The following is a 23,325-nucleotide window of genomic DNA, read 5'->3' as shown; positions in this document are numbered from 1 at the left end:
ACCGGCTTCAGCAGTCAGGGAACGATGCGTGCCCCGTCCATCTGGCCGTTCCGCAGCCGCTCCCACATGTAGCGGCGGCGCGGTTTGCCGCTGGACGTGCGGTGGATCAGCCCGGTGCCGACGACGATCGTCAGTTCCACGTCGTCGCCGAGGCGGCGGCGCAGCATCTCGCGGACGGCGCCGGTCCACGACTCGTCCTTCGTCTCGGCGAACAGCGCGAGGCCCTTCTGTCCCGCGCCCGGCACGCCGACGACCGCGATGCGGCCCTTGCCGAGCCGGCTCACCTCGGCGATCTTCGATTCGAGGTCCTCGACGTACACCGACCGTCCGCGGACCTTGATGCTGTCGCCCATCCGCCCGAGCACGAACAGCTGGCCCCTGTGGAAGAAGCCGGCGTCGCCGGTGTAGACCCTGCCGTCCATGAACCGCGTCGACTTGGCCTCGGCGCCCGCGTAATACCCCGGGCAGGCCGACGGCCCACCGACGACGATCTCCCCGAGCAGCCCGTCCCCCAGTTCGACCCCGTCGTCGTCGACGATCACGACCGGCACGTCGCTCTCCGGGGTACCGCACCCGACGACCCACCCGGCCTTCGCGCCGAGCGACTCCGGCCCCAGGGTGTGCTGGTCCAGGATGCGGACGGGCTCGCCGAACGACAGCGACTCGGGGTCGGGCCGGACGGCGAGCGGGTCGCGCTGCTCGCTGTCCATGGTGACCAGCAGCGTCGTCTCCGCCATGCCGTAGGCGGGCTTGTACATCGTCCGCGAGAACCCGAACGGCTCGACGAGCCGGGCGAAGACCTCCAGCGTGTGCGGGTCGATGGGCTCGGCACCGATCAGCGCCATCTTCCAGCCGGACAGGTCGAGGCCCTCCAGCTGCTCCGGCTTGACGCGCCGCGCGCAGTACGCGTACGCGAACGGCGGCGCCGCGGTGTGCGCGGCCTCGTCGAAGCACCTGATCCACCGTGCGGGGTCACGGATGAAGTGGTCGGGCCGCATCAGCCGCAGCATGCCCTGCCGCGCGATCGGCGTGATGAAGGTGCCGATGAGCCCCATGTCGTGGTAGAGCGGCAGCCACGTGGCCACCACGTCCCCGTCCTCGTAGCCGGAGGTCCGCGTGATCAGGTCGCAGTTGGCCTCCAGGTTGGCCCAGGTGACCATGACGCCGCGCGGCGCTCCGCTGGACCCGGAGGTGAACTGCAGCAGCGCCAGCTCTCCGGCGGGCTGCACCGCCGCCTCCTCCGGCGCCTGCCGCGGACGCCACGGCTCGCCGCTCATCCCGGCCTCGCCCATGGCCCGGCCCGCGTACTCGGACAGGTCTTTGGACGCGACGACCAGCGCGGGCGAGGCCTGCCGCAGGATCGCCGCCACGTGCGCGACGTAGTCGTCCCCGTCCTGGAACAGGGGCGGGGTGATCAGGCACACGGTCGCGCCGGCCGCCCACACCGCGTAGTAGGTCTCGATGCACGTGAAGTCCGTGGGGAGGATCAGGCACACGACGTCTCCTGGCCGTACGCCCTCCTCGATCAGCGCGCCGGCGGTGCGTCGCGCGGCGGAGGCCAGCTCGCCGTAGTCGCGGTACTCCCAGCCGCCGTCGTCGGCCGCCAGGTGGACGCCGCGTCCGCTGTTCGGCTTCTCCAGCCAGTCGCGCAGCGCAGATGCCATCGTGTCCCTTTCGACATGCCCTCGGTCACCCACGTGACTCGCGGGTAACTTCATCAGGACGGCACGTTTCCGTCAACTGGGAAGATCAGCAAAGAGACCGGGCGGTCATTTGGAGACGTCCCACAAGAAACCCGGTGGCTCTATCCCTGCCGGGACACTCTCCTCACCTGGACGAGACGGGCGGCGAGACGCCACCCGAGCATCGTCGAGCCCAGAAAGACACTGGCCACGATCACGAACGCGACGGCGGTGCCGTCTCCCGACAGGGCCCGCAGCCCCATTCCGGCGGCCACGGTGGTCGCCCAGACGGCGACGCCCGCGGGCACGAGCGCCTCCGGCCGCCGCCACGCCCGGCCGGCGATCCACCCGGCACCGGCCCCGACGAGAAACGGCCAGACCGTCGTGACGTAGCCGGTGAAACTTGCCGCATCCTCATGTGTGGCTCGCCCGATGGCAACGAAAACGAGCACGCAGCCCACGTCCAGCAGCCCAGCCCCGCCGTTTCGCATGCGCCCAGGCTATGCGCACCGCCACCACCGAGGCGGTGGCGGTGCGCGGACGGCCTCACACGGCGGCGCGCTCTTCCCGGACACCCGCACGCGAATCGCCGCCACGCCCGATGGGAACCAGGGCGCGGATCAGGATCGAGGGCCGCATCAGCGCCGCCGGCGGGTCGAGCAGCCCGATGACGCGGAAGAACTGCTCCGCGACGTCCGCGTCGCGGGAGGCGGCCGCCTGGACGCGGTCCACGTAGGCGTTCATGGCCTTGACGGCCGGTGACCGCCGCCCTTCGACCTCCGGCATCGACAGGTCGGCGGCGACCGCCATGCGCCACGGGTCGTTCAGCGCCTTGGCCACCGAGCGGAAGTACCGCCTGGTGAGCCCGTGCGGGCCCTCGTCCAGGCAGCGGCGCAGCACCTCGGCCTCCAGGCAGGCCACGGTCATGCCCTGCGCGTAGATCGGGTTGAAGCTGCACAGCGCGTCCCCGGTGGCGATGAGCCCTTCGGGGAGTCCCCGCACCCGCTCGTGGTGGTTGCGCAGATCCGAGGAGTACCGGTGTACGGCGATGTCGTCCAGCGGTTCGGCCGCGCGGATCGCTTCGAACACCTCCGGCGGCGCGAGTTCCCGCGCGAACGCGAGGAAGCCGTCCTCGTCCGCCGGGGGACGGCAGTCCAGGCCGGCGACGGTCAGCAGGTACCGGTCGCCCTCGACGGCGACCATCGCCATGCCCTTCGGCCGTCCGGGCCGCGGCCCCACCACGACGGCCTTGCCGGTCCGCGCGTCCAGCGCCAGCCGGATCGGGCGGGAGGCGTAGCCGACGGCGACGTCGATCTCCTCCTTGGGCACGGACTCGTGTCCCAGCCGCTCCAGCCAGTACCGGGTGCGCCCACCGCGTCCCATGGCGTCGACGACGAGATCGGCGCGAATCTCCTCGGCGGCGCCGCCGACGCTCCTCGGCATGACCTGCACGCCGGTGACCCTGCCGGGCCCGTCGGTGAGGAGCCCGACGACGTCGCGCCCGCACGCGAACCGCACGCCGGGCAGCGCCGCGACCCGCTCCCGCACGACCCGCTCCAGCAGCGGCCGGCTCGTCTGGATCGCCCGCTCCGCGCCGGCCCGCCGCACGAGCCGGTGGCCGCCCATGACGAAGTGGTGATCGGCTCCCGGGTCGGCGACGACGGCGCCGCCGCCGATCAGCTCCCGCTCCACGCCGGGGAAGAACTTCTCCAGGATCTGCTGCCCGCGCGGCAGCAGGATGTGGGCGTGCCTGCCCTGCGGGACGCCTTTGCGCGCCCGTCCCGTCCATGTCTCGTCACGCTCGACGATCGTGACCCGCTCGTACGCCCCGGCAAGTGCGCGTGCCGCGAGCAGCCCCGCCATGCCGGCGCCGAGGACCACCGCGTGCTCTGCGTTGCCTCGCATCTCGTGCCTCCCGTTGTCGGTCGATGAGGCGACGATGCGACGGCCCGCTGTCCACCTGCCAGGCCACTAGCTGTCCACCTGGTGGCCGGTTCCGTAGAGTTCGCGTTCCCACAGCCACGCGGCGATCCGCTCCACGGCCCGGTTGCGGTGCCGCCGGTAGGTGCTGAACGGCAGCCCGAGCATCTCGGCGGCGCGTTCCTGTGTGGGCGCCGGACGCAGGAAGGTCCGGTCGGCGACCCGGTACAGCGATTCTTCGCGCGGGTCGTCCCGCAGCGTCCCGGCGGCCTCCTCCACGAGCCTCCGCAACTCGGCGGCGGGCGCGCCGGCCTCCCGGACGAGCCGGGACCGCAGCAGCGGGTTGCCGGCGAGCCGGTCGGCGCGATGCAGGTCGCGCAGGGCGGCGCGGACGGCGTCGGCGAACTCCGGCTGCGACAGGACGAGTTCGGGCGCACTCGCCGCCGATGCGGTGACGGGGGCGCCGAGTTCCCGTTCGGCCGTCAGCGCGAGCCAGTCGTCGACCCCGAGGACCCGCCAGTCGTGGGCGTAGACGTCGTAGGGCCGTCCGCCGACCCGGTAGCCGGCCTCGGCGGCATGGTGGAAGTCGAAGAAGGACAGCAGCGGGTCCCAGTATTCGCGTTCCGACGGGACGGCGACGAGGTCCCACGCCTTGCCGGCCCCGGTGATGATCTCCTGCCCGTGCCAGAGCCGGATCATGGTCTCCGACCGGGATGGCCGCGCGTCCGGCTCGGCGTCCATGAAGAACCGCCAGGCCATGACGTTCTCCCCGGGCCGGGGCGGGGCGTGCCGCACCACGTGCTCCCACATCGCCCGCGCACCCGGGTCGTCTCCGAGGTCGGCCTCCTGCAGCTCCAGGTACGCCGCGAAACCGAACGGTTCGCCCGCCTCGTCCCGGAAGACCCCGAAGGCATCGGGTTGCCGCTCGATCCAGTACGCGGCGTGCGCGGCCTGTTCTTCGCCCTGTTGTTCGCGGGTCATGGCGAGAACGGTCTCGGCGTCCCCGGGCCGCAGGCCGGTGGCGGACAGCTGCCCGAGCCCGGTGAGCTGCCAGTATCCCTTGACGATGGGGTGGTCCCTGCTGAGGAACATGATGTCCGCGACGTTCTGGTGCCTGACCCGCTCGTCGTCGGCGGCCTTCCGCGCCCGCTCGACGAAACGTCTGCGCAGCCCCCGGTGCAGCCCCGCGTACCCGTCCGGGTCACGCCACCGCAGATCAGCGTCCAGGATGTCCCGCACGACATCATGCGGAAACAGCCCGAACTCGCGTTCCTCGATGAACGACAGCGTCCGCAGCCAGCCGAAGAGTGCCGGGGCATCGTCCCCGAGCATGGCGCGGAGAAGCTCTTCCGTGGTGAACCTCGCATGCGCGCAGATCTGGAGCGCCTCCCGATGCCGGGAACTCGGAACCCGGTCGACCAGCCGCGCAAGCAGCGCCCGCACGACGTCCGGCGCAACGCGCAGGCTTCGAGGGACGTCCTCCCGCCGGCGCACCAAGTCCACCAGCAGCGACAGAGTCAGCGGGTGCCCGTGCGCCAGTTCCAGAACGTGGTCATGCAGCTCCTCGGGAACCCCCTCGACTCTCAGATAGGCAAGGGCGTCCGATGGACTGAGGTTGCGCACCGACACGACACGCAGCAGTTCATGCCACCCGGCGTCGGCGACCCACCGGGCCGAGGGCGCGTCCCGCCCGGCGATCACGACGATGGTGTCGGCGGGCAATCCGGGCACGAAATGTTCCCGAACCCAGTCGTCGAGCGGGGCGAGCAGCTCGTAGGTGTCGATCAGCACCGCGTACCGCCCCGCCCCGGGCGCCTCCACGGCCCGCAGAAAGGCGGAGGCCTCAGGGGTCACGGTCCGCGCGTCCACGAGCACGGGCGTGACCCCGCTCTGCCGTGCGGCTTCCGCCATCTCCGCAAGCAGCGCACTCTTGCCGACCCCACCGGGCCCGTGCAGGAACAGCACGGCGAACGACCCGTCCGAGATCGCCCCGCGGAACAGCTCGATCTCCCCGCTGCGCCCCACGAACCGCCGCCGCCGCGCATGCCGCAGCCGATCCCCGACCGTCCCGCCGTAGGCCACCAAAGACTCCAAGCCCAGAAACCCAGCAACCCCGCCAACGCTAACCGCCAACAAGAAAGGGCGACAGGACCAACCCCCGAGGGGATAGCCGAGAGGGCCAGCCGAGGGGGGATAGGGGCGAAGCCCCAGGGGCGGGCGGGTGGGGGATGGCGGAGGAGACGGGGGCCCGGGGGTCGCCCCCCGAAAACGGCGAAGGGGCCCGCGAGGGAAAGTGCAAAGCACTGACCACGCGGACCCCAGGACCCGTAGCGGGGGCAGGATTTGAACCTGCGACCTCTGGGTTATGAGCCCAGCGAGCTACCGAACTGCTCCACCCCGCGGTGATGTCTTAACTGTATGGGGCTGGGGGTGGTTAGGCAAACCGGTTGCGGCCGGCGCGGGGGGCTTGGAGGGCGGCGGTGAGCATGGCGGTGAGGTCGGCGACGAAGGCGTCGTGGTCGAGGAGGGAGCTTTCTTCGGTGCCTGGGCGGGTTCGGCCAGTGCGGTCGGCGAGGGCGGCGGTGAGGAAGGCGATGAACATGGCGATGCGTTCGAGGGCGAGGGGTTCGGGGAGGCGGGCGCGGCAGGCGGTTTCGAGGGTGTGCAGTTGGCGGTTGAGGCGGGTGCCGTGGAGGACGGGCGGGGGGCGGTGGTCGCGGATTCCGGCGCGTCCGGCGAGTTGGGCGGTGATGCGGAGGAAGTCGCGTCCTTGGGGGGTGCGGAGTTCGCCTGCCGTGGGGTGGACGATGGCGGCGACGGTGGCGTGGAGGTCGGCGGGGTCGAGGGCGGTGGTGCGGGCGGGTTCCATGCGGGCGACGCCGGCGCGGAGGATGGCTTCGAGGAGTCCGGCGCGGGAGCCGAAGTGGTAGGTGATGGCGGAGTCGTTGCCTTGTCCGGCGGTGGCGATGATGTCGCGGGTGCGGGCGGCGTCGATGCCGTCGGCGGCGAAGTGGTGGGCGCCGGCGCGAAGCAGCCGTTCTCTGGTGGCCGTTGCGTCTTTGGGCACGGAATGATACTAACAGGGAGCGTTAATAACGACGCCTGTTAGTACCGGAGGCCCGCGCCATGGCGGACGTGTACGACCCGTTCGATCCCGGATTCCAGGCCGATCCCTATCCCGTGTACCGGCGGCTCCGCGACGACGATCCCGTCCATCGCCACGCGGATCCGCCGTTCTGGGCGCTGTCCCGCTTCGATGACATCTGGGCGGCGACGCGGGACGCGGGGACGTTCTCATCCGCGCAGGGCCTGACGTTCTATCGGGACGAGATCGGCACGCTCGGCCTGGCCCCGACGATCGTGATGCTCGATCCGCCGCGCCACACGGTGCTGCGGCGCCTGATCAGCCACGGTTTCACCCCGCGCCGGACGGCGGCGCTCGAAGACCTGCTCCGCGAGTTCGTCCGTTCCCGGATCAGGCTCATGGAGGAGATGACGGCCGACGGCGAGACGCCCGACCTGCACCGGAACTTCTCCTCACCGCTCCCCACGTTCGCGCTGGCGCATCTACTGGGCGTCCCGGAGGCCGACCGGGCGCGGTTCGACCCGTGGGTGACCGCGCTGACGACCCTGCAGGACGACGGCTTCGACGTGAAGGCGATCAAGGGCGGCGCGGCCGAGGCGGTGGCCGAGATGTTCGCCTACTTCACCGACGTGATCGCGGCGCGCCGGGCCGATCCGTCCGACGACCTGATCAGCGCGCTGACGGCCGCCGAGGTGGACGGGGAGCGCCTCACCGACTGGGACGTCCTCGGCTTCTGCTTCGTCATGGTCGCGGGCGGCAACGACACGACCGGCAACCTGGTCTCGCACGCCGTGGCGCTCCTGGACGGCGACCACGGCCAGCGTGAACGTCTGGCCGCCGACCCGTCTCTGATCCCGAACGCGCTGATGGAGTTCCTGCGTCTGGAGGGTTCGGTGCAGGCGCTCGCCCGCACGACGACACGGCCGGTGACGCTGCACGGGACGCAGATCCCGGCGGGCGAGAAGGTGATGATGCTGTTCGGGTCGGCGAACCGGGACGAACGCGAGTTCGGCCCGTCGGCGGGCGAACTGGACATCACCCGTGAGATCCCGCGCCACCTGGGTTTCTCCAGCGGCGTGCATTTCTGCATCGGGTCGCATCTGGCCAAGCTCCAGGCCCGCGTCGCCCTGGAGGAGCTCTTGCGCACCCACCCGAACGTCGGCGTGGACCTGGAGCAGGCCGAACGGATCTCGTCCCCCTTCACCCGTGGCTGGGTGACCCTCCCGGCCACGGGCGTCGGGAGCGCCTAACCCATGTGCGGGTACCGGTAGTCGGTCGGCGGGACGAACGTCTCCTTGATGGAGCGCGTCGATGTCCAGCGCAGCAGGTTGAACACGGATCCGGCCTTGTCGTTGGTGCCGGACGCCCGCGCGCCGCCGAACGGCTGCTGCCCGACGACGGCGCCGGTGGGCTTGTCGTTGATGTAGAAGTTGCCGGCCGCGTACCGGAGGACTTCGGCGGTGTGCGCGGCGGCGGCCCGGTCGCCGGCGATCACGGCGCCGGTCAGCGCGTACGGCGACACCGATTCCATCTGGGCGAGCATCTCGTCGTATCGTCCGTCCTCGTAGACGTGGATGCCGAGGATGGGCCCGAAGTACTCGTCCCGGAAGATCTCGTTCTCGGGGTCGCCGGACACGAGGACGGTCGGCCGGACGAAGTATCCGGCCGAGTCGTCGTAGGTTCCGCCGGCCACGATGTCGACGCCGGGGTCGGCGTGGGCCCGGTCGATGGCCGCCTTGTTCTTGGCGAAGGCCCGTTCGTCGATCACCGCGCCCATGAAGTTGGCGAGGTCGGAGACGTCTCCCATGGTGAGCCCGTCGACTTCGGCGGCGAGTTCCTCTTTGAACCCGCCGTCCCAGATCGACCGCGGGATGTAGGCCCGTGACGCGGCGGAGCATTTCTGCCCTTGGTATTCGAAGGCCCCGCGCACCAGCGCCGTCTTCAGCACGGCCGGGTCGGCGGAGGGGTGGGCGACGACGAAGTCCTTACCGCCCGTCTCCCCCACGAGCCGCGGATATCCGCGGTATTTCTCGATGTTGTTCCCGACCGTCTTCCACAGCCGTTTGAACGTCGCCGTGGATCCGGTGAAGTGAATTCCGGCGAGTTCGGGGTGTGCGAGCGCCACGTCGGACACGGCCAGCCCGTCACCGGTGACCAGGTTGATGACGCCGGGCGGGAGGCCGGCCTCCTCCAGGAGCCGCATGAGGAGGACGGCCGAGTACGTCTGTGTCGGGGACGGCTTCCACACCACCACGTTGCCCATCAGCGCGGGCGCGGCCGGCAGGTTCGCGGCGATCGCGGTGAAGTTGAACGGGGTGATCGCGTAGACGAACCCCTCCAGCGGGCGGTGGTCGGAGCGGTTCCACACGCCCGGCCCGCTGATCGGCTGTTCGGCGAGGATCCGCCGCGCGTAGTGCACGTTGAACCGCCAGAAGTCGACCAGTTCGCATGGGCTGTCGATCTCCGCCTGCTGGACGGTCTTGGACTGCCCGAGCATCGTGGCGGCCAGCAGCGTCTCCCGCCACGGCCCGGACAGCAGGTCGGCGGCCCGCAGGAAGATCGCGGCCCGGTCGTCGAACGTCAGCGCCCGCCAGGCCGGGGCGGCCTTCAGTGCGGCCTCGACGGCGTCGCGCGCGTCGTCTCCGGTGGCGGTGCCGAACGTTCCGAGGACGGACGCGTGCCGGTGCGGCTGCACGACGGCGACCTTCGTCCCGCCGCCGAGCCGCCGTTCTCCCCCGATGGTCATGGGCAGGTCGATCGGGACCTCGGCGGCGAGCCGGGCGAGAGCGGACTCGAGCCGGGCCCGCTCGGCACTGCCCGGGGCGTACCCGTGTACCGGCTCGTTCACCGGCGGCGGAACGTTGGTCACGGCGTCCACGGAAGAACCTCCTGGTCAGCGGGAAACGATCGAACGGAGAAAGAAGACGAGGTTGGCGGGCCGTTCGGCCAGGCGCCGCATGAAGTAGCCGTACCAGTCCGCCCCGTACGGGACGTAGACGCGCACTCGGTGGCCCTCCGCGAGCCGCCGCTGCTCGGCTGCCCGGACCCCGTAGAGCATCTGGAACTCGTAGGAGTCCGGCGGCCTCCCGGCGGCCAGGGCCAGCGCGATTTCGATCATCCGCGGGTCGTGACTGCCGACCATCGGGTATCCGTCCCCCCGCATCAGCGTCCGCAGCCCCCGCACGTAGGCGCGGTCGACGTCGCGCCTGCCCTGGTAGGCGACCGACGCGGGCTCCGCGTAGGCGCCTTTGACCAGCCGCACCCGCGCCCCCGCGAGGTCCCGGAGATCACCTTCGCTGCGCCGCAGCATCGCCTGGATCGCGACTCCCGCCCAGGGGAAGTCGGCGCGGAGCTTGCCGAGGATCTCCAGGGTCGAGTCGACCGTCGTGTGATCCTCCATGTCGAGCGTGACCGTCATTCCTGCCCGCCCGGCCGCGGCACAGATCTCCCGAGCGTGATCAAGGGCGAGGTCGCCGCCGAGCGCCCGCCCGAGGGCCGACAGTTTCACCGACGCATCGGCGCCACCCGCGAGCCCCTGGTCTCCCAGGACGGAGAACATCCGCAGATACGCGTCTCTGGTCGCCTGCGCCCGCTCCCGATCCCTGGTGTCCTCCCCGAGATGATCGAGAGTGACGTCGAGCCCGTCCGCCCCCAGTTCCCGAACGACGCCGACCGCGGCATCGAGATCGTCTCCGGCGACGAACCGGTCGACGACACCCCTGGTCAGGGGCACGGAAGTCACCAGGTCACGAACCCGCCCACTACGCGCGGCCGCCAGCAGCACAGAACCGACCACCGGAACCTCCAACGCCGAAGAACACCTCGCACGTTAGGAGGCCTTCACCCCCACGCCGTATAGTCAAATGCCACTTCCCGGCACCGACTTCTTCATACAAACGTACGAAGGACGTTCCGATGGACCTCCAGGAGATCGCGGAACACGCGGCCGACCTCCTCCGCGCCCCCGCCACCTTGGAGGACCGCGACTTCCACCTCGTGGCCTACGCCGCCCACGACGACACCATCGACCCCGTCCGGGTGGACTCGATCCTGCACCGCCGCGCGACCGACGCGGTCCGTGCCCGCTTCGAGCGCCACGGCATCGCCCGCGCCACCGGCCCCGTCCGCATCCCGGCGGACGTCTCGCTCGGCCAGCTGGGGCGCCTGTGCCTGCCCGTCCGCTGGAACAACGTCACCTACGGCTACCTCTGGCTCCTGGACGACCAGGAGCGCATCACCCCCGCCCAGGCGGCCAGCGCGATGCCCCTCTGCGACCGCGCCGGCCTCCTCATGGCCCGCCAGGCCAGGGAACGCGACGACCTCGGCTGGAAGGTCGCCGACCTTCTCTCCACCCATCCCGGCGCCCGGATTCAGGCCGCCGACGACCTGGCGAACGCGGGAGTCGCGGACCCACCCTTCACAGTCGCGGTCCTGCGAACGCCAACTCCGGAGCCCCTCAACCCTTGGCTGCTCCCCCACTCCGTCCTGACCACCCTGTGGCAACGCGACCACGTCCTGCTGATCCCGGCCTCAGCCTCCGCGCCCGCCACCATCGACCGTGCGCGCCGCCTCCTGGAAGAGCGCAACGCCCCCGTCCGGGCCGGCGTCCACTCCCCGTGCCCGACACTCGACCACGTCCACGAGGGCTGGCTCCGCGCCCGCGTGGCCGCCCGCACCGCCGCCCCCGGCGAAACCCGCGACTGGACGTCCCTGGGCGTCCTGCGCCTCCTGCGCACCGCAGGCGACGAGGCCCTGACGCGGTCGACCCAGACCCCGGGCACCCACCGCCTGCTACAGCACCCGGACCTGGCCGAGACGGCCCGCACGTACCTGGACCTGGCCGGCAACGTGCAGAAAACGGCCCAGGCCCTGAACATCCACCGCCAATCCCTCTACCACCGCCTGCGCCGCATAGAGACCCTGACGTCCCTGACCCTCACGAACGGCCAAGACCGCCTGACCCTCCACCTGGCCCTGACCCTGGCCCCCCACCTACCCAAGGAAGCCGACGAGAACAAGCAACCCCAAGACCACCACCCCAAGGGGAGATAGCCCCAGAAGGGAGAGGGAGACAGGACCCGAACCGAGGGGGGATAGCGCCCGAAGCCGAGGGGGGATAGGGGCGAAGCCCCAGGGGCGGGCCGAGGGGGGATAGGGGCGAAGCCCCAGGGGCGGGCGGGTGGGGGATGGCGGAGGAGACGGGGGCCCGGGGGTCGCCCCCCGAAAACGGCGAAGGGGCCCGCGAGGGAAAGTGCAAAGCACTGACCACGCGGACCCCAGGACCCGTAGCGGGGGCAGGATTTGAACCTGCGACCTCTGGGTTATGAGCCCAGCGAGCTACCGAACTGCTCCACCCCGCGGTGATGGTTGAAAGTCTATGGCATGGCGGGGGGTGGTTTGGACGGGCCGGTGGGGTGGGGCGGGTTATTTGGTGCAGGCGGGCACGTCGCCTTTGCCGGAGTTGATGGCGTTGATGGCGTTGAGGGTGCCTTGGAGGGTGTCGGCGCGGACGAGGCGGAGGCCGTCGGGGCGGGCGGTGCCGGCGTCGGCGCAGTTGTCGGCGGGGGTGAGGAAGATCGTGGCGCCGGCTTTGCGGGCGGCGACCATCTTCTGCTGGATGCCGCCGATGGGGCCGACTTCGCCGTCGGGTGTGATGGTTCCGGTGCCGGCGATGAATTTGCCCTGGGTGAGGGTGCCGGGGGTGAGTTTGTCGATGATGGCGAGGCTGAACATGAGTCCGGCGGAGGGGCCGCCGATGTCTCCGACGCTGATGTCGATCTTGAATGGGAACGTGTACCGGTCGGAGAGGACGATGCCGACGACGGGACGTTTCCCTGAGGGGTCGGCGACGGTCTTGACGGTGGCCTTGCGCTCTTCGCCGGAGCGCTTGTAGGTGAGGGTGACCGGTTCGCCGATCTTGTTGCCGCCCATGCTGTCGATGACCTGGGTGACGCCGGTGACCTTGGTGCCGTTCAGGGCGGTGATCTCGTCGCCGGGTTTGAGGACGCCGTCGGCGGGGCGGCCTTTCTGGACGTTCTCGACGACGACGCTGGTGGTGACGGGGATGCCGAGCTGGCGCAGGGCGGCGGCTTCGGCGCTCTGCTGGGAGTTCTGCATCTGACGGGTGTTCTCTTCGTCGATCTGCTTCTGCGACTCGTCGTCGGGGAAGATCGTCTCTTCGGGGACGATGGCGGTGTCGCCGGCGAGCCAGCCGCGCAGGGCGGTGAACAGGTCGATGCGTCCACCGGGGCCGCCCCGGTAGGTGACGGTGGTGAAGTTGAGGTGGCCGGTGGCGGGGTAGACCTCGCGGCCGTCGATCCGGATCAGCGGCTGCCCTTTGTCGTTCGTGCCGAGGGTGTTCTGCGTTGGCCCGGGCATCAGCGCGACGTACGGCACCGGCATGGCTGAGCCGACGACGGCGAGCACGAGAATGATCACGCTCGCGACGGTGAGCGTGGCGGCACGACGAGACATGCCGGAAACTCTATGCGGTCGGGGCGCTCAACAGGCGCCGACCCATTCGTCGCCGCCGTCGGCGAAGGTCTGGTGCTTCCAGATGGGGACGTGGGCCTTGAGGTCGTCGATGAGCCGGCGGCAGGCGTCGAACGCTTCGGCGCGGTGCGGGCAGGAGACGGCGACGATGACGGCGGTGTCGCCGATCCGCAGGTCGCCGACGCGGTGGACGGCGGCGAGGGCGAGGACGGGGTAGTCGGCGGCGACTTTTTCCGCGATGGCGCGCAGTTCCCGTTCGGCGGTGGGGTGGGCGCTGTAGGCGAGGCCGGTGACGGCGCGGGCGTGGTCGTTGTCGCGGATGGTCCCGGCGAAGACGGCGACGCCGCCGGCGCCGGAGGCGCCGACGGCGGCGAACACCTCGTCGATGGACAGGGGTGTGTCACGTACGCCGATCAACCGGATCACGCCGTCGGTGCCCTCGGGTCCGTCCCGGTCGGCACCCGGCCGGTCGACACCCGGTCGGTCAACAGCGTGTCCGTCAACACCGTCGTGGCTCACCCTCCGCAGGCTACCCCTCCGCGGGCGTGCCGGGTTCGTCCGGTTCGAAGGTGGCGGCGAGGGCTTCGGCGAGGGCGGGGACGAGGTCGGGGCCGGCGAGGACTTCGTCGTCGGAGTCGTGGCGGCGCAGCCGGAGGGCGGAGTGGCGGGCGCCGTCGCGGAGGACGCCGACGACCATGCGCACGTCTTCGCGTCCGGGGTGGGACGCGGCGAACGCGGCCGCCTCCGCCTCGTCCTCGGGGATGTCCTCCTCGACTTCGGGCGGCAGGACGACGCGTTCCATGACGAGGGCGCAGCCTTCGACGGCTTCGGGCCAGGCGATGGAGGCGAGGGCCTCCTCGACGGCGTCGCGCTCGGGTAGGGCGGGTTGTTCGAGCGCGGCTAGAGTGTCCGCGTCCGGGGGCAGGCCGAGCTGGTCGGCGAGGCCGGGTTCGGCTCGGCGCAGTTCGGTGCTCCGGACGAGGGCGTAGAGGCGCGGGGCGCTGTCCCAGCCCTCCTGCGCCGAATGACGTTCAAGGTCCAGCACGACTTCTTCCAGAAGACTCACGGGGCCATCTTTCCCACATTCGGTACGGGGAAGTGCGGGAACCCCCGTGCGAGTCGGTAAGTTGCATCTACAGCACCGGCGGGCGGCCGGTGGGCGAGATCTCGATCGGAGGGGCCTCTTGACCTTCCGGACTCCCGGTTTCGGGCGCCGGCTCGGAACCGGACGGACACGGCTGATGCTGCCGATACTGGTGGTGTTCGCGGTGTTGCTGATCGTTTTCATGGTCTTCACGGCGACGTACACGAACCTGCTCTGGTATCGCTCCATCGGCTTCTCCGACGTCTACACGACGCAGCTTCAGGCGAAGGTGGCGCTGTTCTTCGGGGCGGCGCTGCTGATGACGCTGGTGGTGGGCGCGAACGTGGCGGTGGCGTACCGGCTGCGGCCCGCGTACCGGCCGCTGTCGGTGGAGCAGCAGGGTCTGGAGCGCTACCGGGCGGTCATCGATCCGCGCAGGCGGCTGATCGCCTGGTCGCTGCTGGGGCTGCTCGGGCTGCTGACCGGCTCGTCGGTGGCGGGCCAGTGGCCGGTGTGGCTGGCGTTCCTGAACCGGACTCCGTTCAACGTGGAGGATCCGCAGTTCCACAAGGACATCTCGTTCTACGTCTTCACGTATCCGTTCTTGCGGCTCGTCCTCGGCGTGGTCTTCGCGACCGTGATCCTGTCGATCGTCGCCGCGGTGATGGTGCACTACCTGTACGGCGGGCTGCGGCTGCAGGGGCCGGGCGACAAGGCGAGCCCGCCCGCGCGGGCGCATCTGTCGGTGCTGTTCGGGGTGTTCATCCTGCTGAAGGCGTTCGCCTACTGGTTCGACCGGTACGGTCTGGTGCATTCCGAACGCGGGGTGTCGAGCGGTGCGTCGTACACCGACGTCAACGCGCTGCTGCCGGCCAAGACGATCCTCGCGGTCATCGCGCTGCTGTGCGCCGCGATGTTCTTCGGCAACCTGCTGCGCCGCGGCATGATGCTGCCCGGCGTCGGGTTCACGCTGCTGGTGCTGTCGGCGATCCTGCTGGGCGGGGTGTACCCGCTGCTGATCCAGCAGTTCCAGGTCAAGCCCGACGAACTGGCCAAGGAGCGCGAGTTCATCTCCCGCAACATCACGGCCACCCGCAAGGCCTACGGCGTGGACGGCGCGAAGGTCGTCCAGTACGGGCAGCAACCGGTGACCGACGAGAAGAAGCTCCAGGAGGAGGCCGACAGGCTCGGCGGCGTCCGGGTCCTCGACCCGAACGTGGTGGGCGAGACGTTCCAGCAGCTCCAGCGGATCAGGCCGTTCTACCAGTTCCCCGACACGCTGGACGTGGACCGCTACCAGGTGGACGGCAAGCTGGTCGACACGATCGTCGCGCTCCGCGAGCTGTCCGGGGCGCCCGCGGGCCAGCGCAGCTGGGTGAAGGACCGCATGGTCTACACGCACGGTTACGGGTTCGTGTCCGCCTACGGGGACCGCTTCGCCAACGGCGGCGTGCCCGACTTCATCACCAAGAACATGCCGGTGTCCCCCGACCAGAAGATCAAGCTGGAACGGCCGGAGATCTACTTCGGGGAGCGTTCGGCGGCGTACTCGGTGGTCGGCGGAACCGGCCAGCAGGAGCTGAACTACCCCGACAACAGCGCGTCGGGGCAGCAGAGCAGCAACTATGACGGGCAGGGCGGCGTCCCGATCGACTCGTTCTTCAACAAGCTGCTGTACGCGTCGAAGTTCCAGGACAAGAACCTCCTGCTGTCCGGCGCGATCAACGAGAACGCCAAGCTGCTGTACGACCGTTCGCCGCGGGAGATGGTGCAGAAGGCGGCGCCGTGGCTCACGCTGGACGGCGACCCGTACCCGGCCGTGGTCAACGGCCGCATCCTGTGGATCCTGGACGGCTACACGACGTCCAACAGCTACCCGTACTCGGAGGAGATGAGCCTCGCGGACGCGACCCGCGACACCATCACCGACACGCGGTCGGCGGTGGCGCGGCAGGCCGACGACCACATCAACTACATGCGGAACTCGGTGAAGGCGACGGTGGACGCCTACGACGGCACCGTGCACCTGTACCAGTGGGACGAGAACGACCCGATCACCAAGACGTGGATGAAGGTGTTCGACGACACCGTCCAGCCGCGTTCGTCGATCCCGCCCGAGCTGGAGGCTCATTTCCGCTACCCCCTGGACCTGTTCAAGGCGCAGCGGACGATCCTCGCGAAGTATCACGTGACGGACCCGTCGGCGTTCTACAACGGTGAGGGCTTCTGGGAGGTGCCGCAGGACCCGGCCAACCAGGGCAAGCGGCAGCCGCCGTACTACCAGAGCCTGCGGATGCCGGGCCAGGACGCCGAGTCGTTCTCGCTGACGACGGTGTTCAACCCGCGCAACAACCCGCAGCTGGCCGCTTTCATGGCGGTCGGGTCGACGCCGGGCAAGGACTACGGCCAGATCCAGGTCCTGCAGATGCCGCGCAACGCGCAGCCGGCGGGGCCCGGTCAGGTGCAGAACTCGTTCGAGACGGACACGAAGGTGAAGTCCGACCTGTTCGCGCTGAGACAGGGCGGTACGAAGACCGTGCCCGGCAACCTGCTGACGATCCCGTTCGGGGGGAGCCTGCTGTACGTCGAGCCGATGTACACGAAGGCGGCGGGCGGCGCGGAGCAGCAGCCGTACCCGATCCTCGGCAAGATCCTGGTTCGGTACGGCGACAAGATCGCAGCCGCCGACACTCTCGACGACGCGTTGGAGCAGGTCCTCGGCGGCGCGAGTACGGCGCCGCCGGAAACGCCGCCGGACGACGAGGGCGGCGATCAGCCGCCGCAGCTGAGCGCGGCGGCGCAGAAGGCGATCGCGGATCTGCAGAAGGCCGTGACCGATTACGAGAGCGCCCGGAAGAACGGCGACTATCCGGCGATGGGCGACGCCTGGAAGCGGATCAAGGACGCGCAGGCGGCGCTGGCGGCGGCGGGGCAGCCCGCGCCGGCCGCCTCGCCGAGCCCGTCCGGTTCGCCCAGCCCGTCGGGTTCGCCGAGCGCGACACCGTCGGGTAGCTGAGTCGACGCGGCACCGGGGCCGCTCCCGCCGTGATGCGGCGGGGGCGGCCCCAGTGCCGCCGAATCCAGTGCCGCCGAATCCAGTGCCGCCGAATCCAGTGCCGCCGAATCCAGTGCTGCCGGGTCCAGTGCTGCCGGCCCCAGTGCTGCCGGGTCCCGTGCCGCCGGGTTCGCTGAGGCCGGGTCCGGTGGCGGCTCAGCGGCGGCGTTTGCGGGCGCGGCGGATGGCGGCGGCCGCGCCGATGGCGGCGACGGTGGCGCCCGCGGCGGTCGCCACGGTGGCCTCCTTCCCGCCGACGCGGCGTCCGACGACGGCGTGCCGCCCCGCGGTCTCGTCCATCAGGGCGCGCAGCGCGGCCGCGTTGTCGTGGAGCGGTTTCCAGCCGGCGGCCCGCAGCCGCGCGCAGTCCACCGCCCACGGGTAGGCGACGTAGTGCAGGTCGGTGGCGGGTACCGGGGTCATGCCGAGGCGGTGCAGCCGCTGCGCCGTACCGAACGTGAGGGCGGCGGGCAGTTCGAGGGTGCGCTTGCCGGTGATCTCGGTGACCTCGTCGGGGCCGAGCCAGCCTTCGCCGCCGACCGCGACGGGCCCGGTCACCTCGCCGGTGACGACGACCTCCAGGGCGGACGCGAGGTCCTCGATGTGGCAGAACTGCCAGCCGGGCGTGCTGCCCTTGACCGACAGGAGCCGCGGCGCCTCGAAGTGGCGGGTGACGAAGGTGTCCACGCCGGGCCCGGTGAGCGCGGCGGGACGGACGACGGTGACGTCCAGGCCGGGGTGGGTGACGGGCGCGGTCGCGGCCAGCTCCTCCATCTCCAGGTGGTCTCCGGCGATGCTGGCGTCGGCCTCGGCGAGCAGCGGCGCGTCCTCGGCGAGCGGGACCTCGTTGCCGGGCCCGGCCCCGTACACCATCGCGGACGTGACGAGGACGACGCGGCGGACGCGGGCGGCCGCGGCGGCGGTCACCACGGTCTGGGCGCCGCGGACGTTGTGGGTGCGCCGGGCGCGGGGGTCCACGTCCGGGGAGTACTCGACGTCCAGGTTGACGATGACGTCCACATCGGAGAGCCGGCCCGACAGCAGCGGGTCCCGGATGTCCACGACCCGCCAGGTGACTCCGGGCACGTCGCCGCGGTGCGCGTCGATGGCGACGACCTTGCGGATCTCTTCCCTGTCGGCGAGCCGGGCGGCCAGCAGCCGCCCCGTACCGGTGGCCGCGCCGGTGACGGCGACGACCGGGCCCTTGCTACGCCGAGGGCGAACCTTGCCCGTTGCCACGGGGGTGCCCCCTTCCTTGTGTACGCGACCTTGCCGGAACCGGCTAACGTTGCGGATATGAGCCCATCATGCATCCCAGGGGCGATCCGATGAGTGACACTCCTTTCGGCTTCAACCGTCCCGGCAACGGCGACGACGACGACCGGCCCCAGGATCCATTCAAGGGCATGGGCGGCGACATGGCGCAGTTCGCCGACATGCTGCACCGGTTCGCGGACATGATCGGCGGCCAGGGTGCGGGCGGCGAGGGCGGCGGCCCCCTGAACTGGGATCTGGCCAAGAACATCGCGCGGCACCAGGTGGTCGAGCAGGGCGACCCGTCGGTCGTCGACACCGAGCGGCGCCAGGTCGAGGAGTCGCTGCGCCTGGCCGACCTGTGGCTGGACGAGAAGACGACGCTGCCCGCCGGCATCCGGACGCCGCAGGCGTGGAGCCGGTCCGAATGGATCGAGCAGACGCTTCCCGTGTGGGCGAAGGTGTGCGACCCGATCGCGACCCGCATGGTCGAGTCCATGGGCAGCGCGCTCGGCGGCGGTGAGATCCCTGCCGACATGCAGGCGATGGCCGGCCCGCTGATCGGGATGGTCAAGCAGATGGCCGGGGCGATGGTCGGCGGCCAGGCCGGGCAGGCGCTCGGCGCGCTGGCCCGCGAGGTGACCGGTTCGGCCGACGTGGGCCTGCCGCTGGCGCCGGACGGCGTCGGCGCGCTGCTGCCCGCGGGCGTCGAGGCGTTCGGCTCGGGCCTGGAGGTCTCCGGCGACGAGGTCCGGCTGTACCTGGCGCTGCGCGAGGCCGCCCACCAGCGGCTGTTCGCGCACGTCCCGTGGCTGCGTTCGCATCTGCTGGGCGCGGTCGAAGAGTACGCGCGCGGCATCACCGTCGACCTGTCGGGCATCGAGCAGGCCGTCCAGGGCCTCGACCTGAGCAACCCGGAGGCCCTGCAGGAGGCGCTCGGCGGCGAGATCCAGCTTCAGCCGGAGGAGTCGCCGCGGCAGAAGGCCGCGCTGGCCCGGCTGGAGACCACGCTCGCGCTCGTCGAGGGGTGGGTCGACACCGTCGTCAACGATGCCGCGCAGGGGCGGCTGCCCGGTTCGGTGAAGCTGGCCGAGGCGGTGCGGCGGCGCCGCGCGACCGGTGGCCCGGCGGAGCGGACGTTCGCGACGCTCGTCGGCCTCGAACTGCGGCCGCGCCGGCTGCGCGAGGCGGCGGCGCTGTGGCGGACCCTCACCGACGTGCGCGGCACGCAGGGCCGTGACGCGGTGTGGGACCATCCCGACCTGCTTCCGACGTCCGACGATCTGGACGACCCGGACGGGTTCGTGCACGGCCGCGACGAGATCGAGGGCCTGTCCGACCTGGACCTGTCCAAGCTCACCAGGTCCCCGGAGGACATCGAGGCCGACAAGCCCGACGACAAGGGCGACGACCTCGGCGAGGGCGATGACCCTGGCGGGGACGAGGGTCCCGGCGACGGCGGGTCCCGCGCATGAGCGGGCCGCGCGAGTCGCGAGTGCACGGCTGCCGGTACGCGCCGGGGTCGTCCATGAACGCAATCACGTGCTCGTCGAACGATTGGTCGTGGGCCGGAGGACGGTGGCGCACGGCGCGGGCGAGCCTGTGCTGGCACCGGCCGGTCGACCATGAGCGCCGGCGCCGCCACCCCGCCAACTCCCGCTACCCCCGCATGGGCCGCACGTGAGGGTGGCCCCGGGCGCGCGGTCGCTGACTCCGGGGTTCCTGTACGCGGACGCGGTGCGGGTCCTGTCGTCCTGGCAGGCACCCGGCCCGGGGCAGGAGGAGACCCGCCTGGAGTTCCTGCGGCACCTGGAGGACCATCCGGCGGACGGGATGTGGCGGGAGTGCGCGGCGGGGCACATCACCGCCAGCACCGCGGTGCTCGACGCGTCCCGGACGCGGGTGCTGCTGACCCTGCATGCGAAGGTCAAGGCGTGGCTGCAGCTCGGCGGGCACTGCGAGCCGGGTGATGTCACGCTCGCGGGCGCGGCGCTGCGGGAGGCGATGGAGGAGTCCGGTATCCGGGGCCTGCGGCTGCTGCCCGAGCCCGTCCGGCTGGACCGGCACCCGGTCCGCTGCCATCCGCAGGGCAGCTGGCATCTGGACGTCCAGTACGTCGCGATCGCCCCGGAGGGCGCCCGCCACACGGTGAGCGAGGAGTCCGACGATCTCGGCTGGTTCCCGGTGCACGATCTTCCCGAGCCCACCGACGACGCCGTCCGGGCCCTCGTCGCCCGCGCCGTCAAGACCTGAGCGCCGTCGAGGCCTGAGCGCCGTCAGGAGCCGAACGCCGTCAGGAGCTGAGCGGGTGGCCTTCGAGCAGCGCCCGGGTGTTCTCCCAGCCTTCCAGCCCCGGGTCGAGGAGCCGCAGGTCACCGGTGGTGCGGAGGCGGTGCCAGCCGGGCCCCTGCGGGACCAGGCCGGGGCGCGGGGCGGCGGCGCGCAGCCGGGCCAGCGCGTCGGGGGTGTCGAGATCGACGTCCCGGAGGGCGGCGGCCAGCCATTGCGGGAGAGGCAGCCGCGCGGCGAGGGCGACCAGCCCGTCCGGGCCGGTGGCGCCGTCCGCCTGGCAGGCGGCGGAGGGGGCGCTGCCGACGGCGCGGAAGAGTTTGCCGATCAGCAGCGGTGGCAGGTCGGGGGCGTCCGGCGCGACCAGCACGGCGGCGCCGGCGCCGAGGGCGTGCAGGGCCGCGAACGCGCCCGCGAGGGTCGGTTCCCGGACGATCGGCGTGCCGGGCCAGGTCACGGCCTCGGCGTCCGGCTGGTCCGGCGGGTCCAGGACGAGGGCGGACGTCACCAGTTCGAGTCCGGCGACGACCTCGTAGGTGTCTTCGAGCATGGCGAGCCGGAACTCGTCGGGGTCGATGCCGGGCGGGACGTCCGCCCGGCGGGCGGGAAACGACAGCACCGCGGCGAAGCGGGACGAGGCCCCGTCGGCCGCCGCCCGCGCCGGGGCGTCGGTCACCCGGCGACCTCGTGCGGAAATCCACCGCCGGTGTGCAGGCCGTCCCCGTGGTGGATGCCTCCCGAACCGGGCCCGCCGGCGACCTCGTCGTCGGGTGCGTCCGCTTCGAGGGGCAGGTGCGCGGCGGCGGCGACGCCCTCGAGGTAGCCGCGGGCGCGTTCGGCCTTCGGGTAGTTGCCGACCAGTTCCCAGAAGTCGGCGCCGTGCCCGGGGATGAGCAGGTGCGCCAGCTCGTGGACGAGGACGTAGTCGACGACCCAGGCGGGCATGCCGCGCAGGCGGGTCGACAGGCGGATGGTGCCGTCGTCGGGGGTGCACGATCCCCAGCGGGTGCGCTGGTTGGCGACCCACCGGACGCTGACCGGGTCGGCGCGGCCGTCGAGGTAGCGGCGGGACAGGTCGCGGGCTCGTGCCTGCAGGTGGGCGTCGGTGGGCCGCCGTCGGCGTTCGCGCTCCTCGAGCCGCTCAAGGATGGTCGCGATCCACTGTTCCTCTTCGGCCTTGCTCAGCCTGGACGGAACCATCACCACCACCTTGTCGCCATCGCGGTAGGCGGACACGGTTCGCCGGCGTCTGGCGCTGCGGCGGACCTCAACGTTAGGGGGCACGCCTGAACCGTACTCGAAATTTTGCGCGCCCCATAGGGGGTGTTTGACGTTACCGCAGGTCAGACCCTATGTTTTAACGAGCCGTTCAGGGTGACGCCAACCGCGGGCGATGGTGTGCCCGGGTGTCAGGGCGGTGGTGCGCCCGGTGTCATTCGCCGGTGAATCGCGGGCTGCGCTTTTCGCGCTGTGCCGTGAGCCCCTCCAACATGTCGGCGGACGACATCGTGACCGGCTGCGCAAGCGATTCCCAGCGCAGCGCCGACTCCATGTCGGGGTGGCCTCCGTTCGACAGGGCGACCTTGGTGAGCCGGGTCGCGACGGGCGCCTGCGCGGCGACCCGTTCGGCGACGGTGAGCGCCTCGGCCAGGACGTCTTCGCGTGGGACGGCACGGTTGACCAGTCCGTGCTCCGCGGCCTCGTCACCGGTGAGGACCCGTCCGGCCAGCAGCATCTCGCGGGCCAACGGCAGCCCCGCCACCTCGGGGAACAGCCACGTCGCGGCCATGCCGGGGTGCAGCCCGAGGGCGGTGAACGGGGCGAGGAGCTTGGCGCCGGACGCCGCGTACCGCAGGTCGCAGGCCAGCGCGAGGCACAGCCCGGCGCCGACGGCGTGCCCGTTGACGGCGGCGATCGTCGGGACCTCCAGGCCGCGGATCGCCAGCCACGTCCGGTAGAAGGTCAGCATCCGGTCGCGCAGGGCGGGTACGGCGACGGCGTTGGTGTCGGCGAGCCAGGAAAGGTCGCCACCGGAGCTGAACGCGCCGCCCGTCCCGGTCACCACGACGCAGCGGACCTGCGCGTCGGCGCGGAGTTCCTCGATCGCCGTCTTCCACGCGGCGGTCATCTCGTCCGACATCGCGTTGCGGCGGCCGGGATCGTTCAGCGTCAGGACGGCGATTCCGCCGGGACGTCGTTCGACCAGCAGCGCATCGAGGGACTCTTCGGACATGGCCCGCACCGTACCGCGCGCTCCCCGGCCCCCTGTTCTCCGGGGTCCCGGAAACAATGCCTTCCCAGGCCGGGGGCCCGGCCCGGCGCATCCCCGCGGCCCGCGGGAGCGTGGAACGTGCCTCTCACTCGGCGTGAGAAAGCGCACACTTACAACATTGGCGCAGGTCACAGCGGTACGCGGTTCGGGCGCCGACGATAGATCCCGGTGATTGTGGCGTGAACGACACTC

The 23,325-nt window shown here is 71.3% G+C and carries 19 protein-coding genes and 2 tRNA genes; 5 read left to right on the top strand and 16 right to left on the bottom strand.

Annotated features, from left to right (window positions below; genetic code table 11):
• Positions 1-14: 14 nt before the first annotated feature.
• From ACGFK0_RS06195 to ACGFK0_RS06170, 6 genes are all read right to left on the bottom strand, one after another.
• Positions 15-1,664, bottom strand: coding sequence for an AMP-binding protein (locus tag ACGFK0_RS06195; RefSeq protein WP_392900949.1), 1,650 nt, complete (start codon positions 1,662-1,664; stop codon positions 15-17).
• 140 nt (positions 1,665-1,804) lie between these two features.
• Complete coding sequence (locus ACGFK0_RS06190) at positions 1,805-2,173, bottom strand: DUF3054 domain-containing protein (protein ID WP_392900946.1); 369 nt, start codon at positions 2,171-2,173, stop codon at positions 1,805-1,807.
• Between the two features lie 55 nt (positions 2,174-2,228).
• Positions 2,229-3,587, bottom strand: coding sequence for an FAD-dependent oxidoreductase (locus ACGFK0_RS06185; protein WP_392900943.1), 1,359 nt, complete (start codon positions 3,585-3,587; stop codon positions 2,229-2,231).
• Positions 3,588-3,653: 66 nt separating this feature from the next.
• A complete protein-coding gene (locus ACGFK0_RS06180; protein ID WP_392900940.1) occupies positions 3,654-5,696 on the bottom strand; it encodes an AAA family ATPase in 2,043 nt (680 codons plus the stop codon).
• Between the two features lie 234 nt (positions 5,697-5,930).
• Positions 5,931-6,004 (bottom strand) — tRNA-Met (locus ACGFK0_RS06175).
• 32 nt (positions 6,005-6,036) lie between these two features.
• Entirely contained in the window at positions 6,037-6,669 is a 633-nt protein-coding gene (locus ACGFK0_RS06170) for a TetR/AcrR family transcriptional regulator (protein WP_392900936.1), read from the bottom strand.
• Positions 6,670-6,728: 59 nt separating this feature from the next.
• Here ACGFK0_RS06170 and ACGFK0_RS06165 point away from each other — a divergent pair, with 59 nt between their 5' ends.
• Entirely contained in the window at positions 6,729-7,937 is a 1,209-nt protein-coding gene (locus tag ACGFK0_RS06165) for a cytochrome P450 (RefSeq protein WP_392900932.1), read from the top strand.
• On the opposite strand, the gene pruA is transcribed toward ACGFK0_RS06165, so the two are convergent.
• Both pruA and ACGFK0_RS06155 read right to left on the bottom strand, forming a co-directional pair.
• The gene (gene pruA / locus ACGFK0_RS06160; RefSeq protein WP_392900929.1) at positions 7,934-9,565 is read right to left on the bottom strand and encodes an L-glutamate gamma-semialdehyde dehydrogenase; all 1,632 of its coding nucleotides are present in this window, start codon (positions 9,563-9,565) and stop codon (positions 7,934-7,936) included. The genes ACGFK0_RS06165 and pruA overlap by 4 nt on opposite strands.
• A gap of 15 nt (positions 9,566-9,580) precedes the next feature.
• Positions 9,581-10,483 (bottom strand): proline dehydrogenase family protein, encoded by a 903-nt coding sequence (locus ACGFK0_RS06155; RefSeq protein ID WP_392900926.1) that lies wholly within the window; start codon positions 10,481-10,483, stop codon positions 9,581-9,583.
• A gap of 119 nt (positions 10,484-10,602) precedes the next feature.
• Here ACGFK0_RS06155 and ACGFK0_RS06150 point away from each other — a divergent pair, with 119 nt between their 5' ends.
• Positions 10,603-11,739: a PucR family transcriptional regulator gene (locus ACGFK0_RS06150; protein ID WP_392900923.1), complete on the top strand. Its 1,137-nt coding sequence runs from the start codon at positions 10,603-10,605 to the stop codon at positions 11,737-11,739.
• Positions 11,740-11,973: 234 nt separating this feature from the next.
• Here ACGFK0_RS06150 and ACGFK0_RS06145 read toward each other — a convergent pair.
• The 4 genes from ACGFK0_RS06145 to ACGFK0_RS06130 all read right to left on the bottom strand — a co-directional run bounded on the left by ACGFK0_RS06145 (position 11,974) and on the right by ACGFK0_RS06130 (position 14,245).
• A tRNA-Met gene (locus tag ACGFK0_RS06145) sits at positions 11,974-12,047 on the bottom strand.
• Positions 12,048-12,111: 64 nt separating this feature from the next.
• Positions 12,112-13,161 carry a PDZ domain-containing protein gene (locus ACGFK0_RS06140; protein ID WP_392900919.1) on the bottom strand — a complete coding sequence of 350 codons (1,050 nt, stop codon included), beginning with the start codon at positions 13,159-13,161 and terminating at the stop codon, positions 12,112-12,114.
• Positions 13,162-13,188: 27 nt separating this feature from the next.
• Positions 13,189-13,605 (bottom strand): molybdenum cofactor biosynthesis protein MoaE, encoded by a 417-nt coding sequence (locus ACGFK0_RS06135; protein WP_392901441.1) that lies wholly within the window; start codon positions 13,603-13,605, stop codon positions 13,189-13,191.
• Between the two features lie 103 nt (positions 13,606-13,708).
• Positions 13,709-14,245, bottom strand: a complete 537-nt coding sequence (locus ACGFK0_RS06130; RefSeq protein ID WP_392900916.1) for a PPA1309 family protein — start codon at positions 14,243-14,245, stop codon at positions 13,709-13,711.
• A 118-nt stretch (positions 14,246-14,363) separates the two neighbouring features.
• On the opposite strand from ACGFK0_RS06130, the gene ACGFK0_RS06125 reads away from it, so the two are divergent.
• Complete coding sequence (locus ACGFK0_RS06125; RefSeq protein WP_392900913.1) at positions 14,364-17,279, top strand: UPF0182 family protein; 2,916 nt, start codon at positions 14,364-14,366, stop codon at positions 17,277-17,279.
• Between the two features lie 195 nt (positions 17,280-17,474).
• Here ACGFK0_RS06125 and ACGFK0_RS06120 read toward each other — a convergent pair whose 3' ends face one another.
• Positions 17,475-18,557, bottom strand: a complete 1,083-nt coding sequence (locus ACGFK0_RS06120; RefSeq protein WP_392900910.1) for an NAD-dependent epimerase/dehydratase family protein — start codon at positions 18,555-18,557, stop codon at positions 17,475-17,477.
• A gap of 89 nt (positions 18,558-18,646) precedes the next feature.
• Here ACGFK0_RS06120 and ACGFK0_RS06115 point away from each other — a divergent pair, with 89 nt between their 5' ends.
• Complete coding sequence (locus tag ACGFK0_RS06115) at positions 18,647-20,047, top strand: zinc-dependent metalloprotease (protein ID WP_392900907.1); 1,401 nt, start codon at positions 18,647-18,649, stop codon at positions 20,045-20,047.
• 205 nt (positions 20,048-20,252) lie between these two features.
• Complete coding sequence (locus ACGFK0_RS06110) at positions 20,253-20,825, top strand: NUDIX hydrolase (protein ID WP_392900904.1); 573 nt, start codon at positions 20,253-20,255, stop codon at positions 20,823-20,825.
• A gap of 40 nt (positions 20,826-20,865) precedes the next feature.
• Here the strand turns inward: ACGFK0_RS06110 and ACGFK0_RS06105 are convergent, their stop codons facing one another.
• From ACGFK0_RS06105 to ACGFK0_RS06095, 3 genes are all read right to left on the bottom strand, one after another.
• Complete coding sequence (locus tag ACGFK0_RS06105; protein ID WP_392900901.1) at positions 20,866-21,537, bottom strand: hypothetical protein; 672 nt, start codon at positions 21,535-21,537, stop codon at positions 20,866-20,868.
• Positions 21,534-22,097, bottom strand: coding sequence for a M48 family metallopeptidase (locus tag ACGFK0_RS06100; protein ID WP_392901439.1), 564 nt, complete (start codon positions 22,095-22,097; stop codon positions 21,534-21,536). The genes ACGFK0_RS06105 and ACGFK0_RS06100 overlap by 4 nt, the downstream gene beginning before the upstream one ends.
• 196 nt (positions 22,098-22,293) lie before the next feature.
• Positions 22,294-23,094, bottom strand: coding sequence for an enoyl-CoA hydratase/isomerase family protein (locus ACGFK0_RS06095; RefSeq protein WP_392900898.1), 801 nt, complete (start codon positions 23,092-23,094; stop codon positions 22,294-22,296).
• Between the last annotated feature and the right edge of the window lie 231 nt (positions 23,095-23,325).

The organism is Spirillospora sp. NPDC048823 (assembly GCF_043198445.1).
Classification (GTDB): domain Bacteria; phylum Actinomycetota; class Actinomycetes; order Streptosporangiales; family Streptosporangiaceae; genus Spirillospora.
The sequence above is the reverse complement of the archived record's forward strand: the minus strand, read 5'-3'. Positions and strand labels throughout refer to the sequence as shown.

What these genes read in the sequence shown, in the direction of transcription:
- ACGFK0_RS06195 (WP_392900949.1), bottom strand. Translation starts at nt 1,664, where the DNA reads ATGGCATCTGCGCTGCGCGACTGGCTGGAGAAGCCGAACAGCGGACGC.
- ACGFK0_RS06190 (WP_392900946.1), bottom strand. Translation starts at nt 2,173, where the DNA reads ATGCGAAACGGCGGGGCTGGGCTGCTGGACGTGGGCTGCGTGCTCGTT.
- ACGFK0_RS06185 (WP_392900943.1), bottom strand. Translation starts at nt 3,587, where the DNA reads ATGCGAGGCAACGCAGAGCACGCGGTGGTCCTCGGCGCCGGCATGGCG.
- ACGFK0_RS06165 (WP_392900932.1), top strand. Translation starts at nt 6,729, where the DNA reads ATGGCGGACGTGTACGACCCGTTCGATCCCGGATTCCAGGCCGATCCC.
- ACGFK0_RS06150 (WP_392900923.1), top strand. Translation starts at nt 10,603, where the DNA reads ATGGACCTCCAGGAGATCGCGGAACACGCGGCCGACCTCCTCCGCGCC.
- ACGFK0_RS06140 (WP_392900919.1), bottom strand. Translation starts at nt 13,161, where the DNA reads ATGTCTCGTCGTGCCGCCACGCTCACCGTCGCGAGCGTGATCATTCTC.
- ACGFK0_RS06115 (WP_392900907.1), top strand. Translation starts at nt 18,647, where the DNA reads ATGAGTGACACTCCTTTCGGCTTCAACCGTCCCGGCAACGGCGACGAC.
- ACGFK0_RS06095 (WP_392900898.1), bottom strand. Translation starts at nt 23,094, where the DNA reads ATGTCCGAAGAGTCCCTCGATGCGCTGCTGGTCGAACGACGTCCCGGC.